We start from the raw sequence: 15,549 nt of genomic DNA on the forward strand, positions 1-15,549 counted from the left end.
TAGTGGTATTGCTTCATGCCCTATCCGGCACAAACATCGATCGTTATGCCATTTCAGGAAAAATACAGTTTGATCGCCGTGTCACAGACTTCCGCCCGTTTGACCGGATCAGGCAGCCAGCCATAATAGCTTGCCAGCACGCTCTGGTACGAAAGGCGATCTTCATAGCCGACGAACGGGGCATCGCTGCCCCACAACAGGCGATCGGTTCCGACCTTTTCGACCAGAGAGGCCGCCACCGTCTTGGCCAGCATTTCCAGATCGCCATCGGGATCGTCACGCCAGGCGGCAGTGCCCGCCAGCCGGAAACCGCCGGACATCTTGATCCAGCACAGCCCGCTGTCCACCGCCCGCAACATGGCCGCAAAACCGGGGCAACCCAGCGGATCGGCCGGATCAGGATGACCGAAGTGATCGACAACCACCTTCACGCCCGATGCGAGCAGGTTTTCAAGCACGCCAGGCAGGCGCGAGCCTTCGATGGCCAGCTGAACGTGCCAGTCCAGATCGCGCACCCGGCGCAGCAAGACGCGGTAATCGAAACTCTCAAAATCGGGCAGCTCGTCGCACCGCGCCAGTTGCAGGCGGATTCCAACGATGCCGTCCTCCTGCATGCGCTCCAGCTCGTACAGGCTGGACGGGGCATCGACGATCACCGTCCCCCGCATCCGCCGGTGCTGGCGCAGCGCGCGGATCATGTAATCATTATACGCCCCGGAGATGGACAGGCCGGACAGCACGGCAAGTTCCACGCCATTTTCATCCAGCTGGGCCAGCAGGTCGGCGGCATTGAATTCATAATCGGGCACCGTCCAGGCATTGGGCCGGGCGGGCATTGACGCATCGAACACATGCGCATGGCAATCCACGCGCGGGGCTTTCGTCACGGTTCCAGGATCAGTCCTGCCAGTCATTGCCCTATTGCTCCGCTGCTGGCTGCCGATGGCCATCGGACCATTGCAATTGCAGGGGCGGGGCGCGCCCGCTTACGGGGTTGGTGAAATGGAAACCCATCGGCCTGATCGCGGGATATGGGGCGAACACCTCGCCTCGCAATGGCGCGTCAGGGGCAAAGGCTGCGATCGCTGCATCGCCAGGGCCAAAGCGCGCGCTGGCCGCCGGATCGATGCCCATCCAGCCGGTCGCATAATCGCCCAGCCACACGTAATCGAGGTCCATCCCGTGGATGCGCCAGATCCCGTCTTCCTTGATCACCTGGTTTTCATAGATCCCACCGATCCACGATCCTGACCCGTCGGAGGAGCTGTTGAACTGGAACAGCCTGCTGCGCACGAAGGCGCGCTGACCAGCATCATCCAGAACGGTGACATAGGGCTGGGTCTTCTGGTGAATCGCCTGGAACGCATCGTTGGGCCCGCCTTCGCCATAGCGCTGGATCATGCTGCCGATCACACGATCCTGACCAATGAACGTGCCGATGTACGACAGCTCCTTCCAGCCATCATGGGCAAACAGACCACCAGTCTTCCGCCACGCAAACTGATCGATGTAATAGCCATAGGCATTGGATATGTTTTCCGCCCCGTCAAACGCCTCTGCATGGGCGAGCGCATTGATGGTGCGCGGCATGGTTGCCGCCTCCCCGCGCGCGGGCATGATCAGGTTTTCGCCCAGCGGCGGAACGGCATAGGCGGTGGAGCGGAAATCGAGACTGCCCAGCCTTGTCTCCCCATCGGGCGCCCCGCCCTGCGTAAGCTCTGGCGCTGCGGACAGGGGATTGGACCAGCCATCCTCATAGGTTGACCGCATGATCGGGCTGTAATGCATCAGGGCGATGCGCCAGTGGCCTTCGTCATCCGGGCGCAGCATGAAGGTCTGCATGGTGACCTGCCAGAAGCCCTCGCCGCCGTGCTGGCCGGTCATCGACAGGTCGATATTGCGGATGAGCGCCATCGATCCGTCTGCCGCCACATTCGCCATGGGCATCAGCTGGACATGATCGTTGAGCTCGCCCTCGTCCATGCCCGCCGGTCCGAACCGTGTCAGGAAAGCGCGCACACCAGCGGCACCATTCCAGCTGCCCGTGCCGCCCAGTTCGATCTTCGCGTCATCGGCGAACAGGTCGGCGATGTCGTCATACATTCCGCGATCGAGGTAATAGCCAAAGGCGTTGACGGTATTTTGCGCGAGGTTTTGCGCCAGCAGCGCATCGGCCTGCAGGTCCAGCGCATTCTGATCGCGGCCGGCAATTTCAGCAGCCGGAGCTGCGCGACCGGTCAGCACCGTTCCAGCCTGGTCTGGCGTGTAATGATACGGTGCGCGCTCCAGCGTGGCGGCATCATGCATCCAGCCATCGGCATAGGAACCGGCGAACTGCATGTAGGGCCGGATGTGGGCGATCCGCCAGCCTTCAGGCGTGTTCACGTAATCGATCACGTGGGTCAGACCCTGCCAGCCCGCCTGCTGTCCGATCTCGGCGGTCAGCGCCACTTCGTGCCACCGGCCGGTTGCCTTCTGGCCATCGGCTGACAGTGTGATGACCGGGCTGAGATAGAGCCGCACATTCATCCGGCCCGCAGGCATGCCGTCCTGCCCGCCGCCTTGTGTGCTGCGCAGCCAGGCCTCGACCCCGCCCCGGCCTGAGACGATTCCACCGCGCGTTTCGACTTCTGCATCGGGTGTGGCCATGGCCGCCATCCCGTGCCAGTTGCCCGCCATTGCCATATGGCCCCAGCGCGCCTGCATGTGCTTGATCTGGCGGATCGCCGTCAGGTCATCGACCTCCCCGGCGTAGTGAGCGATGTCTGTCTGGTCTGTTTGCGCGCGGGCCATGCCCGGCACAAGCGCCAGCACGGCAAGCGCCAGGATCAGGCGGCGGATCATTCTGCATCTCCCAGCGCCAGCGCTTCTTCATAGGCGCTGGTATCAATCAGACTGGCAAGCTGCTCGCGGCTGCGCGGAACACGGTCGCCCCGTTCCGCCAGCCATTGTTCCTGCACCACCAGCACATCCAGCAGATCATCAGGAACCGCAGCAAGCCAGCCGTGATGCTGCCAGCTTTCGGTCACGTCTGCAGGGTCAAACTCACCGGCGACGCGCACCAGTTGCTGCGCCCGCGCCGGATCGCGGCGGATCTCCGCACTGGCATCCAGAATGGCGCGGATGAACCGCACGATCCGCTGGCGCTTCACCGGATCGGCCAGATTGCCGGCGGTGGAATTGAGATTGAACAGCTCGCGGTAAACACCGTGGCCGGAAAACTCGATCAAATCATCACCCAGCACCTGCGCGGCGTTTTCGCTCTCAGGCTCCCAGATCACCACGGCATCGACATCGCCGCTGGCCAGCACCTCCGTCATGCCGGAAAGCGGGACAATCGGCACCGCCTCGATATCGGCAAAACTCAGCCCTTCGCGCTCCAGCATCAGCTTGAGGAAATAGCCCGAACTGGTCTGTTCGATCGTGGCCACACGGCGTCCGCGCAGATCGCTGACGCTGGCGATCCCGGCAGAGCGGCGGGCAACGATCCGGTACAGCCCCTCGGTCACCGTCATGATGATGCGCAAGTCAGGATGCGCGACAGAATAGCGCAGCGCCTGCGTTTCGGCGTTGGTGGCAAGATCCGCCACGCCCTCTTCGCCAAATCCGGGTACCGGCGGCTCACCCACCAGATTGGCAATCGAGCCCATGCCGACATAGGCCTCGCCAGGATAATAGGCCTCCGCCGCGAGCAGTACCGGCGCGATTTCGAAGGTCTGCTTGTTGCCGTAAATGGCAATCGGGCCGGAGGCGGCGACAGGCGGCGTTTGCGCCGAGCATGCGGAGAGCAAGATGCAGGCCACAGCCATCGCACCACGTAACGTGTTCATCCCAATTCCCCCATCAGCGCTCTCCCCGACGGTCCATCCATGACTTGTCACAGATAGCCGCCATGCAGCTTGAGATTGCCTATCGATCATTAATGGACCCGGCAAACGCTTGCCCGGATACATGCCGCAAGAGGCACGATTCGCTACCGCATCGGGCAATTTGGACCGGATTCAGGCCATGAGCTCTGCCGCTCGGCCAATGCGACCGAGAGCCGGGTGCAGAGGATTTCACCGTATTCGCATGACCTGCCCTCAACCCATGACTTTTCAATCACGTGCATTTCGTCTGACAGCACCTTCAGAAACAATCAGGCGATCGGCCGTGGCATCATAACGCAGGTCAACACCGACATCGCGCAAACGCGAGAGCCTTACGAAATCCCCATCCAGGCGCGCTATCGCGCTGGAGTAGGTCGGCAAAATGTTCATCATCTCTGCACGAGACACATAGATCGAGGACGTGCTGTCTATGTGAACCTGAATCGGGCCGAGTATTTGCTGGCCCGACTGGACCTCCATCTGGACCCGCAGCGTGCTGTCTGCTTCAGGACCACCTGCCAGATCGAAATCAATAGGAAGAAGAAACTGGTCATCCGCAGCTCCACCGGATTGCTCTCGCCGATCGGATTGCGGAAACATTGCAAGTGCAGATGATGAATCTTCGCCCAGAGCTGGCGCAGAGTCTTCGTTTTCGGCCGCCTCCCCCGCTGCGCTGGCATCAGCAGATACAACCAATGACGACGCATCTCCATCAGATAACAACCGGGAGCTGGCGGCTTCGGCTTCGGCCTCTCGAATGGCCATATCCCGCCGTAAAGTAGCCTTTTCAACTTCCAGCAAATCAATTCGGACTGGATAGCCAAGCAGCATATTCGAGATGGCGACAGGACGATATTCGCGAGGCGTGGCGGCAAAAGCTGCCGCCAGCAGGACAAGGACCAGCGGAAACCCAAGAGCCACCGTTTTGAGATATCCGGCCCAACCGAAATCATCTTTCAAGGACATTGAAAAAATGGCCTTCACCCCGATCTCTTCACCTGCTCCTAGGTAACATGGAAGCAGTTGACCCCAAAAACCCTTCTACAACATACGGAACGACGACCACGCGCAGCCTTTAGCCGCCCATAATGGTTTCCACGTGGTTAACTACATTTGTCGACGGTTCCTATTCGCCTTGCCGCGCAAGGTGCGGCCATGTTCGAAACAGCCACACTTGCGACCAGATGGAAACGTCTGGCACCAACCTGCGCCCTTGCGGCGGTAGGGATGGTTGCTGCGGTGCCGGCAAACGCAGCAGTCTACGCGACACCGCTGGCTGTCGCCGCTTCAGGCATCCTAGAAGGCAACTGCCTCAATTCGGCGCGTATCCTGCCTGCCGCTGGCAATGGGTTCAGTTCCCTAACCTCGGACTCAAAAACGACTGCGATACTGGGCGGAGCGCAGAGCGCACTCGATCGCATCCGGCAAGAGCAGGCCGGTCTCGATGCAGGCCTGCAGGCTGTTCAGGAGACCCTGGCTCAGTCAAATGCGCTTGCCTCTATCGCGCCAGACTGCAGCGCCATGCGCTTTGTTCCGCGTGTTTCGCCAGAACCATTTGCCGTTGAGGCCAGACCTGACGATTTCCTTGCCACTTCACGGGTGGCGATCAAACAGACGACATTTTCCGCAAACTGGAACCGCGTGTCTGGTGCCCGGCTCTCATCAGATCGTGTCCGGGCACTTGTTGGCGAGCACTCGGCCGCCGAGTCATCCACCCTTCAAATGGTAAACGGATGGGTGAACCGATCGATCGCTCATGTGGAAGACCGGGATGGCTGGGGTAGCCGTGACTATTGGGCAACCGCGTCCGAGACGCTTTCCAGGCGGACAGGCGATTGCGAGGATTTCGCCATCCTCAAATACCAGCTGCTGCTGACCATGGGCTATGCGGCGGAGGATATGTATCTGACGCTGGCCAGAGATCTGGCGCGCAATGCGGATCATGCGGTGCTGATAGTCCGGCAGGGCGATCGCTTCTTCATGCTCGACAATGCGACCGATGCGATCCTTCCCGCCAATCTATCCTATGATTACCGGCCTACAATCAGCTTCAACAGCGAATCCGCCTGGCTGCACGGCTATACGGCACGGCCGCGCGCACGGAATTTTGCTCACCTTTCGGTCAGTGCCACATTGAGCCCGCGCGTGATCGGCTTGAGCAGGTAGGACAGGATACTCTTCGATCCGGTAATGATCTCCACTTCGGTGATCATACCAGGTACGATAGGATAACGCTGCCCACCCTTTTCGACATAGCTGTTCTCGGTTTCGACCAGCACGCGGTAATAGGCCTCGCGTTCGACCTCGTCATAAATGCTGTCAGCAGAGACCTCGCGCACCTGCCCTCGCAGTCCGCCGTAGGTTGCAAAGTCATAGGCGGTGATTTTCACATTGGCAGGGTCGCCCACCGAGACGAAACCGATATCCCGCGGGCTGACCCGCGTTTCCACCAGCAGACGATCGCCCACGGGCACAATCTGCATGATCATCTCGCCTGCATTCACGAAACCGCCGACGGTGGTTATCTGGACATCATTGACGATGCCATTGGTGGGCGCGCGCAATTCATTGCGGTCGCGGCGCGCCTCTGCTCCGCGAATGGTCTCCTCGTTAACAGCGATACGCGTCTCGACCTCGCTCCGCTCGCCCAGTGCCTGCTGGCGGAAATCGAGCCGCGCAGCCTGTAAATCTGCCTGCGCTTCGCGGATGCCGGCTGCGGCCCTTGCACTCGCCTGCCTTGCAGCAGCAAGTCGGCCGCGCACGTCCACTACCTCGCGCTGGGCGGTCAGCAGGTCCGTCTGCGGAACGATGCCTTGCTCTGCCAGCGGAGCCAGCATGTCTACTTGCTGCTGGGCGAGGCGCACGCTCTGTTCCAGCGAACTGGCTGTCGCATCCGCCTCGGACTGATCACGCCTTCTCTGCTCAATTGCAGCTGCCAGTGCTGCCTCACGGCTGCGGGCGGTGGCCTGACGGGCCTGCTGCAGTCGCTGCTCCTCGGAACACAACGTGCCGGCCTCGCACCCCATTGAACTGCCCGAAGCCTCACCGGCCAGACGCGAAGCGCGGGCCGCAAGACGCTCATTCTCCGCCTGCAACTGACCCAGGTCGGAATCGGCCAAGGTGTCATCAAGCCTGACGAGGACCTGCCCTTGCCGCACACTCTCGCCGCTGCGCACAAGAATCTCGGCGATCACCGATGGCTCGGAGGCCTGGACCAGCTGGGCCTGACTGGACGGTATGACCTTGCCCTGCCCGCGGGTAATCTCGTCCACCTGGGCGATACTTGCCCATAGCAGGAGAGCGACCATGCCCACCGCCGAAATGGCGATCAGCTTCTGGCTAGGATCCCAGCTGGCGACCCTTTCACGCAATGTCACGGCGTTATGCCTCCGTTCGCGGCATCAATATCCGCTCTCGCAATCCGGCTTGTGCGATCCTGCTCACGCAAGGACGCATGATAGGCACTGCTGGCATCTGCGGGATCGGGAATGGCCAACTGCCAGCCCTTGCCCGGATCCATCCGCCCGCCAACATCGTTTGCGGCCCGCCGGTCGGTCGGATCAGGCGCCTTCCAAGGCTCCACTGCGACATCATCATCCAGAGAAGACAGATCAAAATTGTCAGCGGGAAGGTGAGCCAGATCGATCTGCGGAATGCGTTCAATGCCGCTCCACCGGGCGGTAAAACTGGTGGCACGCCCGCCCGTTCCGGGAAAGCGATAAAACAGGTGCCGACCAATGCGCTTCACCTTGTCGAGCTCGTAAGCCCAGCGCGGCAGCACGTAGTCAGCGTGGTAATGCGTTGCGGTGCCAACCGACGCTTCGACATGGCCAGCCAGCGCTTCGCGGGCAACGTTGCGCGACTGGCTCCATCTCGCCCCGCTCGGCGCGCGTCGCAGCGAACCATCGCATACGAAGCTGAACTGGCAGACCGGCTGCGACCAGCCTTCATAAACCACGCCGCACACCGAAGAGGGATAGGCCTGATGCCGCACGCGGTTGAGCACGACCTGCGCCACAGCGCGCTTGCCAGCCAATGGCTCGTTGGCCGCCTCATAATAAATGGCCTGGGTCAGGCACTGCAGGGCGGCGTCAAAACCGCCAGACGAGGTGTCGGCAACGCGGAAAGCCGCCATCGGCTGCACAGCACCGGCGGCGATCGGGATGGCTGCATTGCGCTCCTGTGCAGTGCGGCCCGTGCCGATAATTTGCGCATGTTCATTCAGCGTGAGACTGGAAAGGACCGCCAGTTCGCTGTTTTCGGATTTGCTGCCTTCATCCAGCGCCTTTGCCGAGATGGCACCATTGGTCAGCGCGATGGGGGCACTCAACGCACCGAACAAGAGGACGCAGGCGAACACTCGGGTCCCTGACCTGAGCACTGCCTTTCTCTCTTGTGTTGCGCTGTCTTGTGTCATTCCTCGAACCCGGTTTGGCGTCCACTCTTCGCCAGGATCTCATCCTTGGGGCCATCAGCCACAATTCGCCCCTGATCCATCACGATGATCCTGTCGCATAGTGCGAAAAGGGCCGGACGGTGGGTCGAAACGATCATTGTCTGATTTTCGGACAGGCTGGCCTTCAATCGTTCCACCAGAATGCGTTCCGTATGGCTATCCATCGCCCCGGTCGGCTCGTCCAGGAAGAGTAGTTCGCATGGGGTCACGAAGGCCCGCGACAGGGCAAGAAAAGCGCGTTGCCCACCCGAAAGCTGGCGTCCTTGCTCGCCCACCTGGCGATCGAAGCCCGATGCATCCCTTGTAAGGTAAGCATCGGCGCCGCTCTTGCTGAGCGCATTCAATACATCGGCATCGCTGGCGCCGGGCTTGCCCAGAGCGATATTGTCCTTGATTGTTCCGGTAAAAAGGTTCGCGTCCTGTCCCACATAACGGAAGCCTGCGCGAATATCGGTCGGCCGGAACTGCCGGCTATCGATATCGCTGACGAACATGGCGCCCTCTGTCGGTTCGTACAGTCCGCACAGCACCCGCCCCAACGTGGACTTGCCCGAAGCGACCCGTCCGATCACGGCAATCCGCTCGCCCGGAGCAATCTGGAGATTGATGCGGTCGAGCGATGATACTGAAACACCGGGGTACGAAAAGCTGAGGTTCTCTAGCTTTACGGAGTGGCCACCCGTTGTGGCAGGCAAGGCCATGCTGCCGCGCTGACGCTCGTCTGCGGCCTCAAACAGGTTTTCGATGGAATCAAGCGCCTCGCTCGCCTGCCGCCCGCGTGTCAACAAGAAGGCGATCTGTCCCGCAGGGGCCAGAGATCGCGATGCGAGCATGACGATCGCGATGATTGCACCCATCGAAATCTTGCCGTCGGCAAAAAGATAATACCCACCAACCACCAGAGAAACGCTGGAAATCTGCTGGAATGATGATGCCATCGCCACGGCCACAGCGTTGATGCGCCGCAGGCGGAGCTGCGAATTGCTGCCGATTTCGGCCAGCGAATGCCAGCGTCCAAGCATTGTCCTCTCGCCGGACACGCTCTTGAGCGTCTCCATCCCGGCAACGGATTCGACAAGCATTGTCTGTTGAAGGCCGTGATCGGCCTGCGCATCGCGCGCTGCATCGCTGACTTTGCGCTGGAGGATGAAACCAGCCACCGCCATCAGCGCCATGATCGTCAGGGGAACAAGTGCCAGCCAACCGGCGATATAGGCGATCGCTGCGATGAAGAGCACGAGGAACAACGTGTCCACCATGGTGACCACGGTTGTCGATGCGAAGAAATCGCGGACAATGGAATATTCGCCAACCCGCGCCGCCAGTGCGCCGGTGCTTCCGCGCCGCTCGCTCATCGGCGATGCCAGCAATCGGGCGAAGATCTTCTGCGACAGCCTGATGTCGAGCCTGCGTCCAATCTGGTCAACAACATTGGTCCGGGCCGCGCGCAATGCGAATTCCAGCGAGAACGCAAGCAGGACACCTGTTGCCAGAACCCACAGCGTGGCTTCCGCCCGGTTCGGAATAACCCGGTCGTAAACGTTCATCGAGAATAGCGGCAGCGTCAGAGCCAGGAAATTTACCAGCAAGGACGCCAGAAGCACCGGACGAAACGCCGCGCGTTCCTTGCGCAATTCGGCCCAGAACCAATGCGTCCTGCCCTTCGCATGCCAGGGGGCATCCTGTTCCCGCAGCTTGTCCGGATTGGCGATGACGGTAACCAGATCGCCGGCAAATTCAGTCTCCAGCTCTGAAGCCGGTCGCCACTGTGCTTCTGCGGCACCGGTTTCCCAGATCAGGAGATCGGAATCGGAAACATCCAGAACGGCTAAGGCCGCGCCATCCTTCATCCTGACCAGTGCAGGATAGAATTCCTGCCGCCGAGGCAATTTGCGCGGCTGTTGCCGCTCGTAATTCAACCCGACAAGATCAAGCGCAGCGCCAGCCTGGTGGTAGGGCAGGTTCCCGTCTGGCCCACGCGGGAGCATGTTGAACATGCCAGACGGGAGATTGAAGCCGAATTTCTCAGCCAATCGAATAATAGCTGAGATTACAGGGTCGCGTTCGCTCGCAGCTCTGAATTCATCGACCTGATACACCTGATTTTTTCCTAAGACCTGGCTTGCTTCAGCGCGGATTCCGGCGCCTCTGTAATTCGGCCGGTACCGATGGACCGTATTCGAAGCGTTCCCTTTCCTCCATGCCCGAACCGGCCCCCGGGGCCACTGTCAGTGCAGAAAGGAAATTGTTGGTGGCAGCCAGCACCTGATAGCCGGCAAACATTTCGGAAAAGCGCGAAGTCTCACGGCGAACCTGGGTGTTAAACCGCGTGTTCTGAGCATCCAGAACATCGAGCAACGAGCGCCTGCCGATATTGAACTGACTGCGATAAGAAAGCAGCAGATCGTCGCTCACTTGCGATTGACGTTCGAGGGTTGCGCCAACCCGGCGCTGGGTTTCCAGCGCCGTCCAGGCATTGGTAACATCTTCTTCCGCTTCACGGATGCGGTCATGCAGGGCGTATCGCGCCTGGCTGGAACGGCGAACCATTTCCTGAACCTCGGCTTCCTTGATGCCACCATTGTAAAGAGTCCAGCGCAGGTAAACGCGCCCGACTACGTCGTTTGTCTCACCCTTGAACCCGTCAATGTCATCGCCGACGCGTCCACGCACATCGACACCGATTTCTGGCAGGAGGCCGCCGCGTGACGCCATGACCATGGCATTTGCGGCGTCAACATCCGCCTGCGCTTCGCGCACGAGCGGATTGTTCAGCCTTGCCAGCGAAATCGCAGTCTCAAGCCCGGAAGGCATCATCGAGAGAAGATTTCCGGGCAGAACCGCGCGATCGATATCGAGGCCGGTCAGACGCCTGAGAGCGGTGCGGGCATTGGTCAGGTCTTCGCGTGCTTCCTCCCGCTGTACCATTGCGGCCTGCAGGCGTTCTTCCGCCTGCTGCAGATCGGCAACGCTGATCGATCCCTGGTCAACACCTTCGGAAAGACTGTCCGTCAGCTGCTGGTGAAACAGCGTATTGTCTTCCGCCGCTGCAACAATGCGCTCCTGCAGCAGCAGGTTGAGATACTGCCGTGCTACCTGAAGGGCGATGAATTCAGACCGTTCGACCACCCGCAGGGAAGCGCCATCGACCCGCGCGGCCTGACGCAGGAGTTCCCCGCGGCGACGCCCGAAATCGATGATGGTCCAATCTGCACGTGCCTGGGCTTCGACCGGATACAGCCAGTCGTCGGAGATACCCAGCGCCCTGCGCGTGGTGTTTTCCAGGCGACGCGCACCGGCCGACAGTTCCAGATCCACTGTCGGAAAGAATTGGCCTTGCGCCTGATCCCTTTCAAACTGGATCGCCTCAGTATTGAACTGTGCCTGCAGAATTTCCGGATTTGAAGCGATGGCAATTTCAATTGCCTGCCGCATATCGACCGGCTGACTGACTTCCTGGGCCATGGCCGAGGGTGCGGCAGCGGACAGCAACAAAGCCATAGCCAAAGTGCTAAAATGTTTCATGGTAGCCTCTCCCTTCGCCTTTAGTCTGCGGAAATCTCGACACGACGGTTTTGTGGACTTCTCGTGCCGTCAGGCAGAGGTACGCGCGGGTTGCTCTCACCTGCGGCAGAGCTCGTCATGGCAGCTCGCGCCACTCCGCGAGCTTGCAGCGCTTCCACCACGGCATCTGCACGTTCCTGCGAGAGGACGATATTATATGCGTCCGTGCCCGCCTGATCGGTATGCCCGACAACCTGGAATGACCGCCAGCCACAGATTGGAATATTGGCGATGATCGAATCCAGTGTCTGGTTCGTATCGGATGCAATTTGGGCGGAATCGAATTCGAAGAACACGATTGCGACCACCTCGTCGTTACAGATTGCCGGTGATTGTGGCGGCGGAGGTGGCGGCGGCAGGGCAACAGCAACAGGTGTTGGCGGCGGCGCATATGTCATCAGCGCATGTGCGCGCTGACAGTTGCGAATGCTCGTATCGTCACGCGTCGAGGACTTCAGGAAGCCAAGTGCGATGCCGCACTGAACCTTCGCCTCCAGCGCCCAGACATAGCGAGCATCATCGGCAGCGATGACACCTTCGGACAGTGAGGCAGCAAGCCCCGCATCGTAACGGGTCTGGATTTCGCCTTGCAGGGAACTGAGGTCCATAGCCATCAGGCGCGCGAAATCGCTATCTTGGGCCTTGGCACCATGTCCCGGAAAAAGCGCGAACGCCGTCACCGTCAATATTGCACTGGCTTTGAAACGCATCAGCCTTCCCCTTTTGATTGTCTATATTGGTCAGACATGTGCAACTGCCGCCATACTTGCGTCATCCATCGGTTCCGGAAGGATGAACGTCATGGCGTCACTGCCATCACCGCCGATACTATTATGTAGGTAATCTTCCATGGCCACATGCACTTGGTCCATGGTGACCGGAGCGTCGCTCTTATCAGCCGATTCGATATGTGCTTCGACAAGGTCGTCGATGTCGTTTTCAGCAAATGTGTCGTCGAGCACTCTTTCCAGATCGGGCTCGATCTGTGGCGCCCGCGATTGATCTGAATCGTCACCATTGCTGACGATCAGAAGAGCTTCCATCAAGGCCCCGTCCGATACGGCCATGTCCGCAAATGCGAAGACACTGTCATCCGCGTTCGAACCTTCGCTTTCCGGCACGGCTGCCGGACCTTCGAATTCCGCCAGCGCGGCGTCATTCAAGGTCGTGGCTACGCCGTCGTCCTCGAAAATCGGCGCGTTGTCGGTCACAGAGTGCCCCTCAACAGGCTCCTTGAAAGCCGCAGTGCTTTCGCTCCCCACAAAGGGCTCAGCCTCTGCCGCCAACGTCAACGTCAACGATGCGGGCTGGAATGACATTGCCAACTGCGCCTGGTTAGCATCAGACGTCAGCTGCGTGCCTTCCGATGAGATGTCATCAGGATTCACAATTGTACTGGCCAGGAAACCGGCAGCGGCCGCCGCAATCGTCGCTGTATCCATGGTTCGTACCATCGACTGCGTATCCCTCCCAGTTGCGAATGCTGCATCTGCAAGAGTGCTGGTCTGGCCATTCATCGTGAATTCCGCACTGCCATAGACATGTACATCGCCAGAGGCAGCGGAATAGCTCACTCCATCGGACACAAGCTGGATTGAGGTAATCCCCGCATCGTCGAGCGAGACGAACTCTCCGGCATCGAACACACCATCGCTATTGGCATCCTGCCAGACACCGAAGCTGCTCCACGCCTCATCAGCTGCTGTCAGCAGTTGATCGCCGTTGCTGTCATAGGCCATCAGCAGGCCTTCCAGGTCCGTCTCGGCGCCTGCTGCATCATCCGCGAAAACGATATCAAATCCACTGGCAGTGGCTCTGGCCAGTATACCGTCGTCAGGCGCGGCCCACGCAGTAAGTTCGGCTGAACCATCATGTGCATAGTCGTAGAATACACCGGCATCCATGCCGAGGAACTCGACGCCATCGCCGTCGAGGTCGAGCACGATAGGTGCGACCACCGGATTAAGAGTTACGGAAATATCCGAGCCATCTACGACGTCACCGTCACCGTCTACAATCTGCACCGGTACCGTAAAGGAGACCGGCTCATTGGTTTCAACCGCCGCACCAAACCCAGAGAACTTGATGCTGTCGCCACTGACGTGCTGGATTTCAAGCGTTGTATAGCCAGTCGAGGTGAAGACGGCGACCGTCGTTTCCGCTCCGCCGCTGTTACCCGATGCACCTGCTATATTGGTGACAATAACGCTCTTGCCGTCAGCATCGAGTCGGTATGTGAAGGTCCGCTCATTGGCGGTTCCAGAACCTATAGTGACGGACTGCGCTGAAGCAGTAGGCGTCAGCAGCGTGCTGGATAGCCCATTATAGGATATCACAACGCCGTTGATCGTATCTTGTGCGCCATCGCCGACAATATTGTTCCCATCGGGGTCGTCATAAGCTTTGAACCGCAAAGCAGTACCGCCTGACTGACGGAAGCTGATCGTAGCCCCGTTGGTTGACCAATGCCCGTCAAAGCTGTGACTATTGGTTGCACCGGCCACGTAGTTATTTGGCGGCGATCCGGTGAGGTCCACTACATAATCGATGCGGAAGCCTTCGCCAGAATCGAGAGACTGGCCAGCGCCAATACCACCGAGAATATTGCTGGTGTTGACCGAAGTGCCGGTACCAGTTGGTGTGATGAGAACATCCTGGCTGTCATCATTCACCGGTGTCCCGATCTGCCCGTTTGGTACAATTCCAAACCAGGCCTTGTTCCCGCCGATGAAATCATAGTCAGAGTCTGTGAATTGGACATCGGAAATAGAATCGACTTTGCCGTCCAGGTCGACCGAGTAGCTCGACGTTGCGCGATCAAGCGTGATCGTGAAAATCGTGGTTCCGCCGACCTTGCCATAAAGGATCGACGAATTGCTGTCGTCGATGTCGTATATGATTGCCAGCCCCCCTGACTTGAGCCCGCTATCGGCTCCATCAAGTGAAGGCTTGAACTGGACCGTTCCGGCTCCGTCAGCACCGAAATTGTTGGCTATGTTGCCATCACCAGTATCAAGACTGAAGACAACCGGCGATCCAGCCACATTCAACAGTGCTGCGACTTGCGGCGTGAACGTCAAGGGCGTGTCGTCATTGATCCGGATCGTCAGATCCGAGCTCGCCGTATCACCATCGCCATCCGTTACCGTCACACCAAAGACGAAGTTGGTTGTCTCCTCGCTTGTGCCAATGATCGGGTGCACAACAGGCGCGCTTTGCGTGTAGCTGTAAGAACCATCCACATTCACAGTCAGAACGGCCACAATCGCGATGTTTGTGCTCGACCCGGTCAGCGTCACCGAACCGTCCAGGTTGGTGACGGGTGTCCACGTCACAGCTTCCTGCACTCCGACGCCATTGCCATCGATAAAGATCGCGCTCATCGCCGCACCCGTCACCGTGATCGACGCAACGCCATCAGCTCCAGCGGTAAATAGATCTCCGGCAACACCACTCGCTACCGTATTGTTGGCAACGTCATCCGTCCCGCCAAGATTGCCGCCGGCATGTGCATCATCGTCCAGCACGGGCGAAGCCGTCGCATCACTTGCTTGAGGAACATCGTCGAAGATCACCACGTCGAACGTGCCCTCGCCCGTGTCGCCATCATCGCCATCGGTCACCTGGAACTCGATGCCGCTCAGCGTCACGCTGGCTTCG

General features: G+C 59.6%; 10 protein-coding genes and 1 pseudogene. 1 reads left to right on the forward strand and 10 read right to left on the reverse strand.

Annotated features, from left to right (window positions below; genetic code table 11):
- Positions 1 to 53: 53 nt before the first annotated feature.
- From ABDZ98_RS13315 to ABDZ98_RS13330, 4 genes are all read right to left on the reverse strand, one after another.
- Positions 54 to 914, reverse strand: a complete 861-nt coding sequence (locus ABDZ98_RS13315) for an amidohydrolase family protein (RefSeq protein ID WP_343808871.1) — start codon at positions 912 to 914, stop codon at positions 54 to 56.
- Positions 915 to 918: 4 nt separating this feature from the next.
- Positions 919 to 2,844 (reverse strand): nuclear transport factor 2 family protein, encoded by a 1,926-nt coding sequence (locus ABDZ98_RS13320; RefSeq protein ID WP_343808873.1) that lies wholly within the window; start codon positions 2,842 to 2,844, stop codon positions 919 to 921.
- Complete coding sequence (locus ABDZ98_RS13325; protein ID WP_343808875.1) at positions 2,841 to 3,830, reverse strand: ABC transporter substrate-binding protein; 990 nt, start codon at positions 3,828 to 3,830, stop codon at positions 2,841 to 2,843. The genes ABDZ98_RS13320 and ABDZ98_RS13325 overlap by 4 nt, the downstream gene beginning before the upstream one ends.
- Before the next feature lie 267 nt (positions 3,831 to 4,097).
- The gene (locus tag ABDZ98_RS13330) at positions 4,098 to 4,853 is read right to left on the reverse strand and encodes a hypothetical protein (RefSeq protein WP_343808877.1); all 756 of its coding nucleotides are present in this window, start codon (positions 4,851 to 4,853) and stop codon (positions 4,098 to 4,100) included.
- A 171-nt stretch (positions 4,854 to 5,024) separates the two neighbouring features.
- On the opposite strand from ABDZ98_RS13330, the gene ABDZ98_RS13335 reads away from it, so the two are divergent.
- Positions 5,025 to 6,035, forward strand: coding sequence for a transglutaminase-like cysteine peptidase (locus ABDZ98_RS13335; RefSeq protein ID WP_343808879.1), 1,011 nt, complete (start codon positions 5,025 to 5,027; stop codon positions 6,033 to 6,035).
- On the opposite strand, the gene ABDZ98_RS13340 is transcribed toward ABDZ98_RS13335, so the two are convergent.
- The 6 genes and pseudogenes from ABDZ98_RS13340 to ABDZ98_RS13365 all read right to left on the reverse strand — a co-directional run.
- Positions 5,981 to 7,246 (reverse strand): HlyD family type I secretion periplasmic adaptor subunit, encoded by a 1,266-nt coding sequence (locus tag ABDZ98_RS13340; protein ID WP_343808881.1) that lies wholly within the window; start codon positions 7,244 to 7,246, stop codon positions 5,981 to 5,983. The two genes, ABDZ98_RS13335 and ABDZ98_RS13340, sit on opposite strands and share 55 nt — an antisense overlap.
- Positions 7,243 to 8,199 carry a cell wall hydrolase gene (locus ABDZ98_RS13345; RefSeq protein ID WP_343808883.1) on the reverse strand — a complete coding sequence of 319 codons (957 nt, stop codon included), beginning with the start codon at positions 8,197 to 8,199 and terminating at the stop codon, positions 7,243 to 7,245. The genes ABDZ98_RS13340 and ABDZ98_RS13345 overlap by 4 nt, the downstream gene beginning before the upstream one ends.
- An 83-nt stretch (positions 8,200 to 8,282) precedes the next feature.
- Positions 8,283 to 10,424 (reverse strand): type I secretion system permease/ATPase, encoded by a 2,142-nt coding sequence (locus tag ABDZ98_RS13350; RefSeq protein ID WP_343808885.1) that lies wholly within the window; start codon positions 10,422 to 10,424, stop codon positions 8,283 to 8,285.
- A gap of 28 nt (positions 10,425 to 10,452) precedes the next feature.
- Positions 10,453 to 11,850, reverse strand: coding sequence for a TolC family protein (locus tag ABDZ98_RS13355; RefSeq protein ID WP_343808887.1), 1,398 nt, complete (start codon positions 11,848 to 11,850; stop codon positions 10,453 to 10,455).
- A 20-nt stretch (positions 11,851 to 11,870) separates the two neighbouring features.
- Positions 11,871 to 12,599: an OmpA family protein gene (locus ABDZ98_RS13360; protein ID WP_343808889.1), complete on the reverse strand. Its 729-nt coding sequence runs from the start codon at positions 12,597 to 12,599 to the stop codon at positions 11,871 to 11,873.
- A 30-nt stretch (positions 12,600 to 12,629) separates the two neighbouring features.
- Positions 12,630 to 15,549: pseudogene (locus ABDZ98_RS13365) on the reverse strand (hypothetical protein); the annotation flags it as partial.

Source organism: Alteraurantiacibacter aestuarii (assembly GCF_039523595.1).
Taxonomy (GTDB): Bacteria; Pseudomonadota; Alphaproteobacteria; order Sphingomonadales; family Sphingomonadaceae; genus Alteraurantiacibacter; species Alteraurantiacibacter aestuarii.

Excerpts from the sequence above, each read along its gene's own strand:
- ABDZ98_RS13320 (WP_343808873.1), bottom strand. The coding sequence starts at position 2,844 with ATGATCCGCCGCCTGATCCTGGCGCTTGCCGTGCTGGCGCTTGTGCCG.
- ABDZ98_RS13355 (WP_343808887.1), bottom strand. The coding sequence starts at position 11,850 with ATGAAACATTTTAGCACTTTGGCTATGGCTTTGTTGCTGTCCGCTGCC.
- ABDZ98_RS13360 (WP_343808889.1), bottom strand. The coding sequence starts at position 12,599 with ATGCGTTTCAAAGCCAGTGCAATATTGACGGTGACGGCGTTCGCGCTT.
- ABDZ98_RS13325 (WP_343808875.1), bottom strand. The coding sequence starts at position 3,830 with ATGAACACGTTACGTGGTGCGATGGCTGTGGCCTGCATCTTGCTCTCC.
- ABDZ98_RS13315 (WP_343808871.1), bottom strand. The coding sequence starts at position 914 with ATGACTGGCAGGACTGATCCTGGAACCGTGACGAAAGCCCCGCGCGTG.
- ABDZ98_RS13335 (WP_343808879.1), top strand. The coding sequence starts at position 5,025 with ATGTTCGAAACAGCCACACTTGCGACCAGATGGAAACGTCTGGCACCA.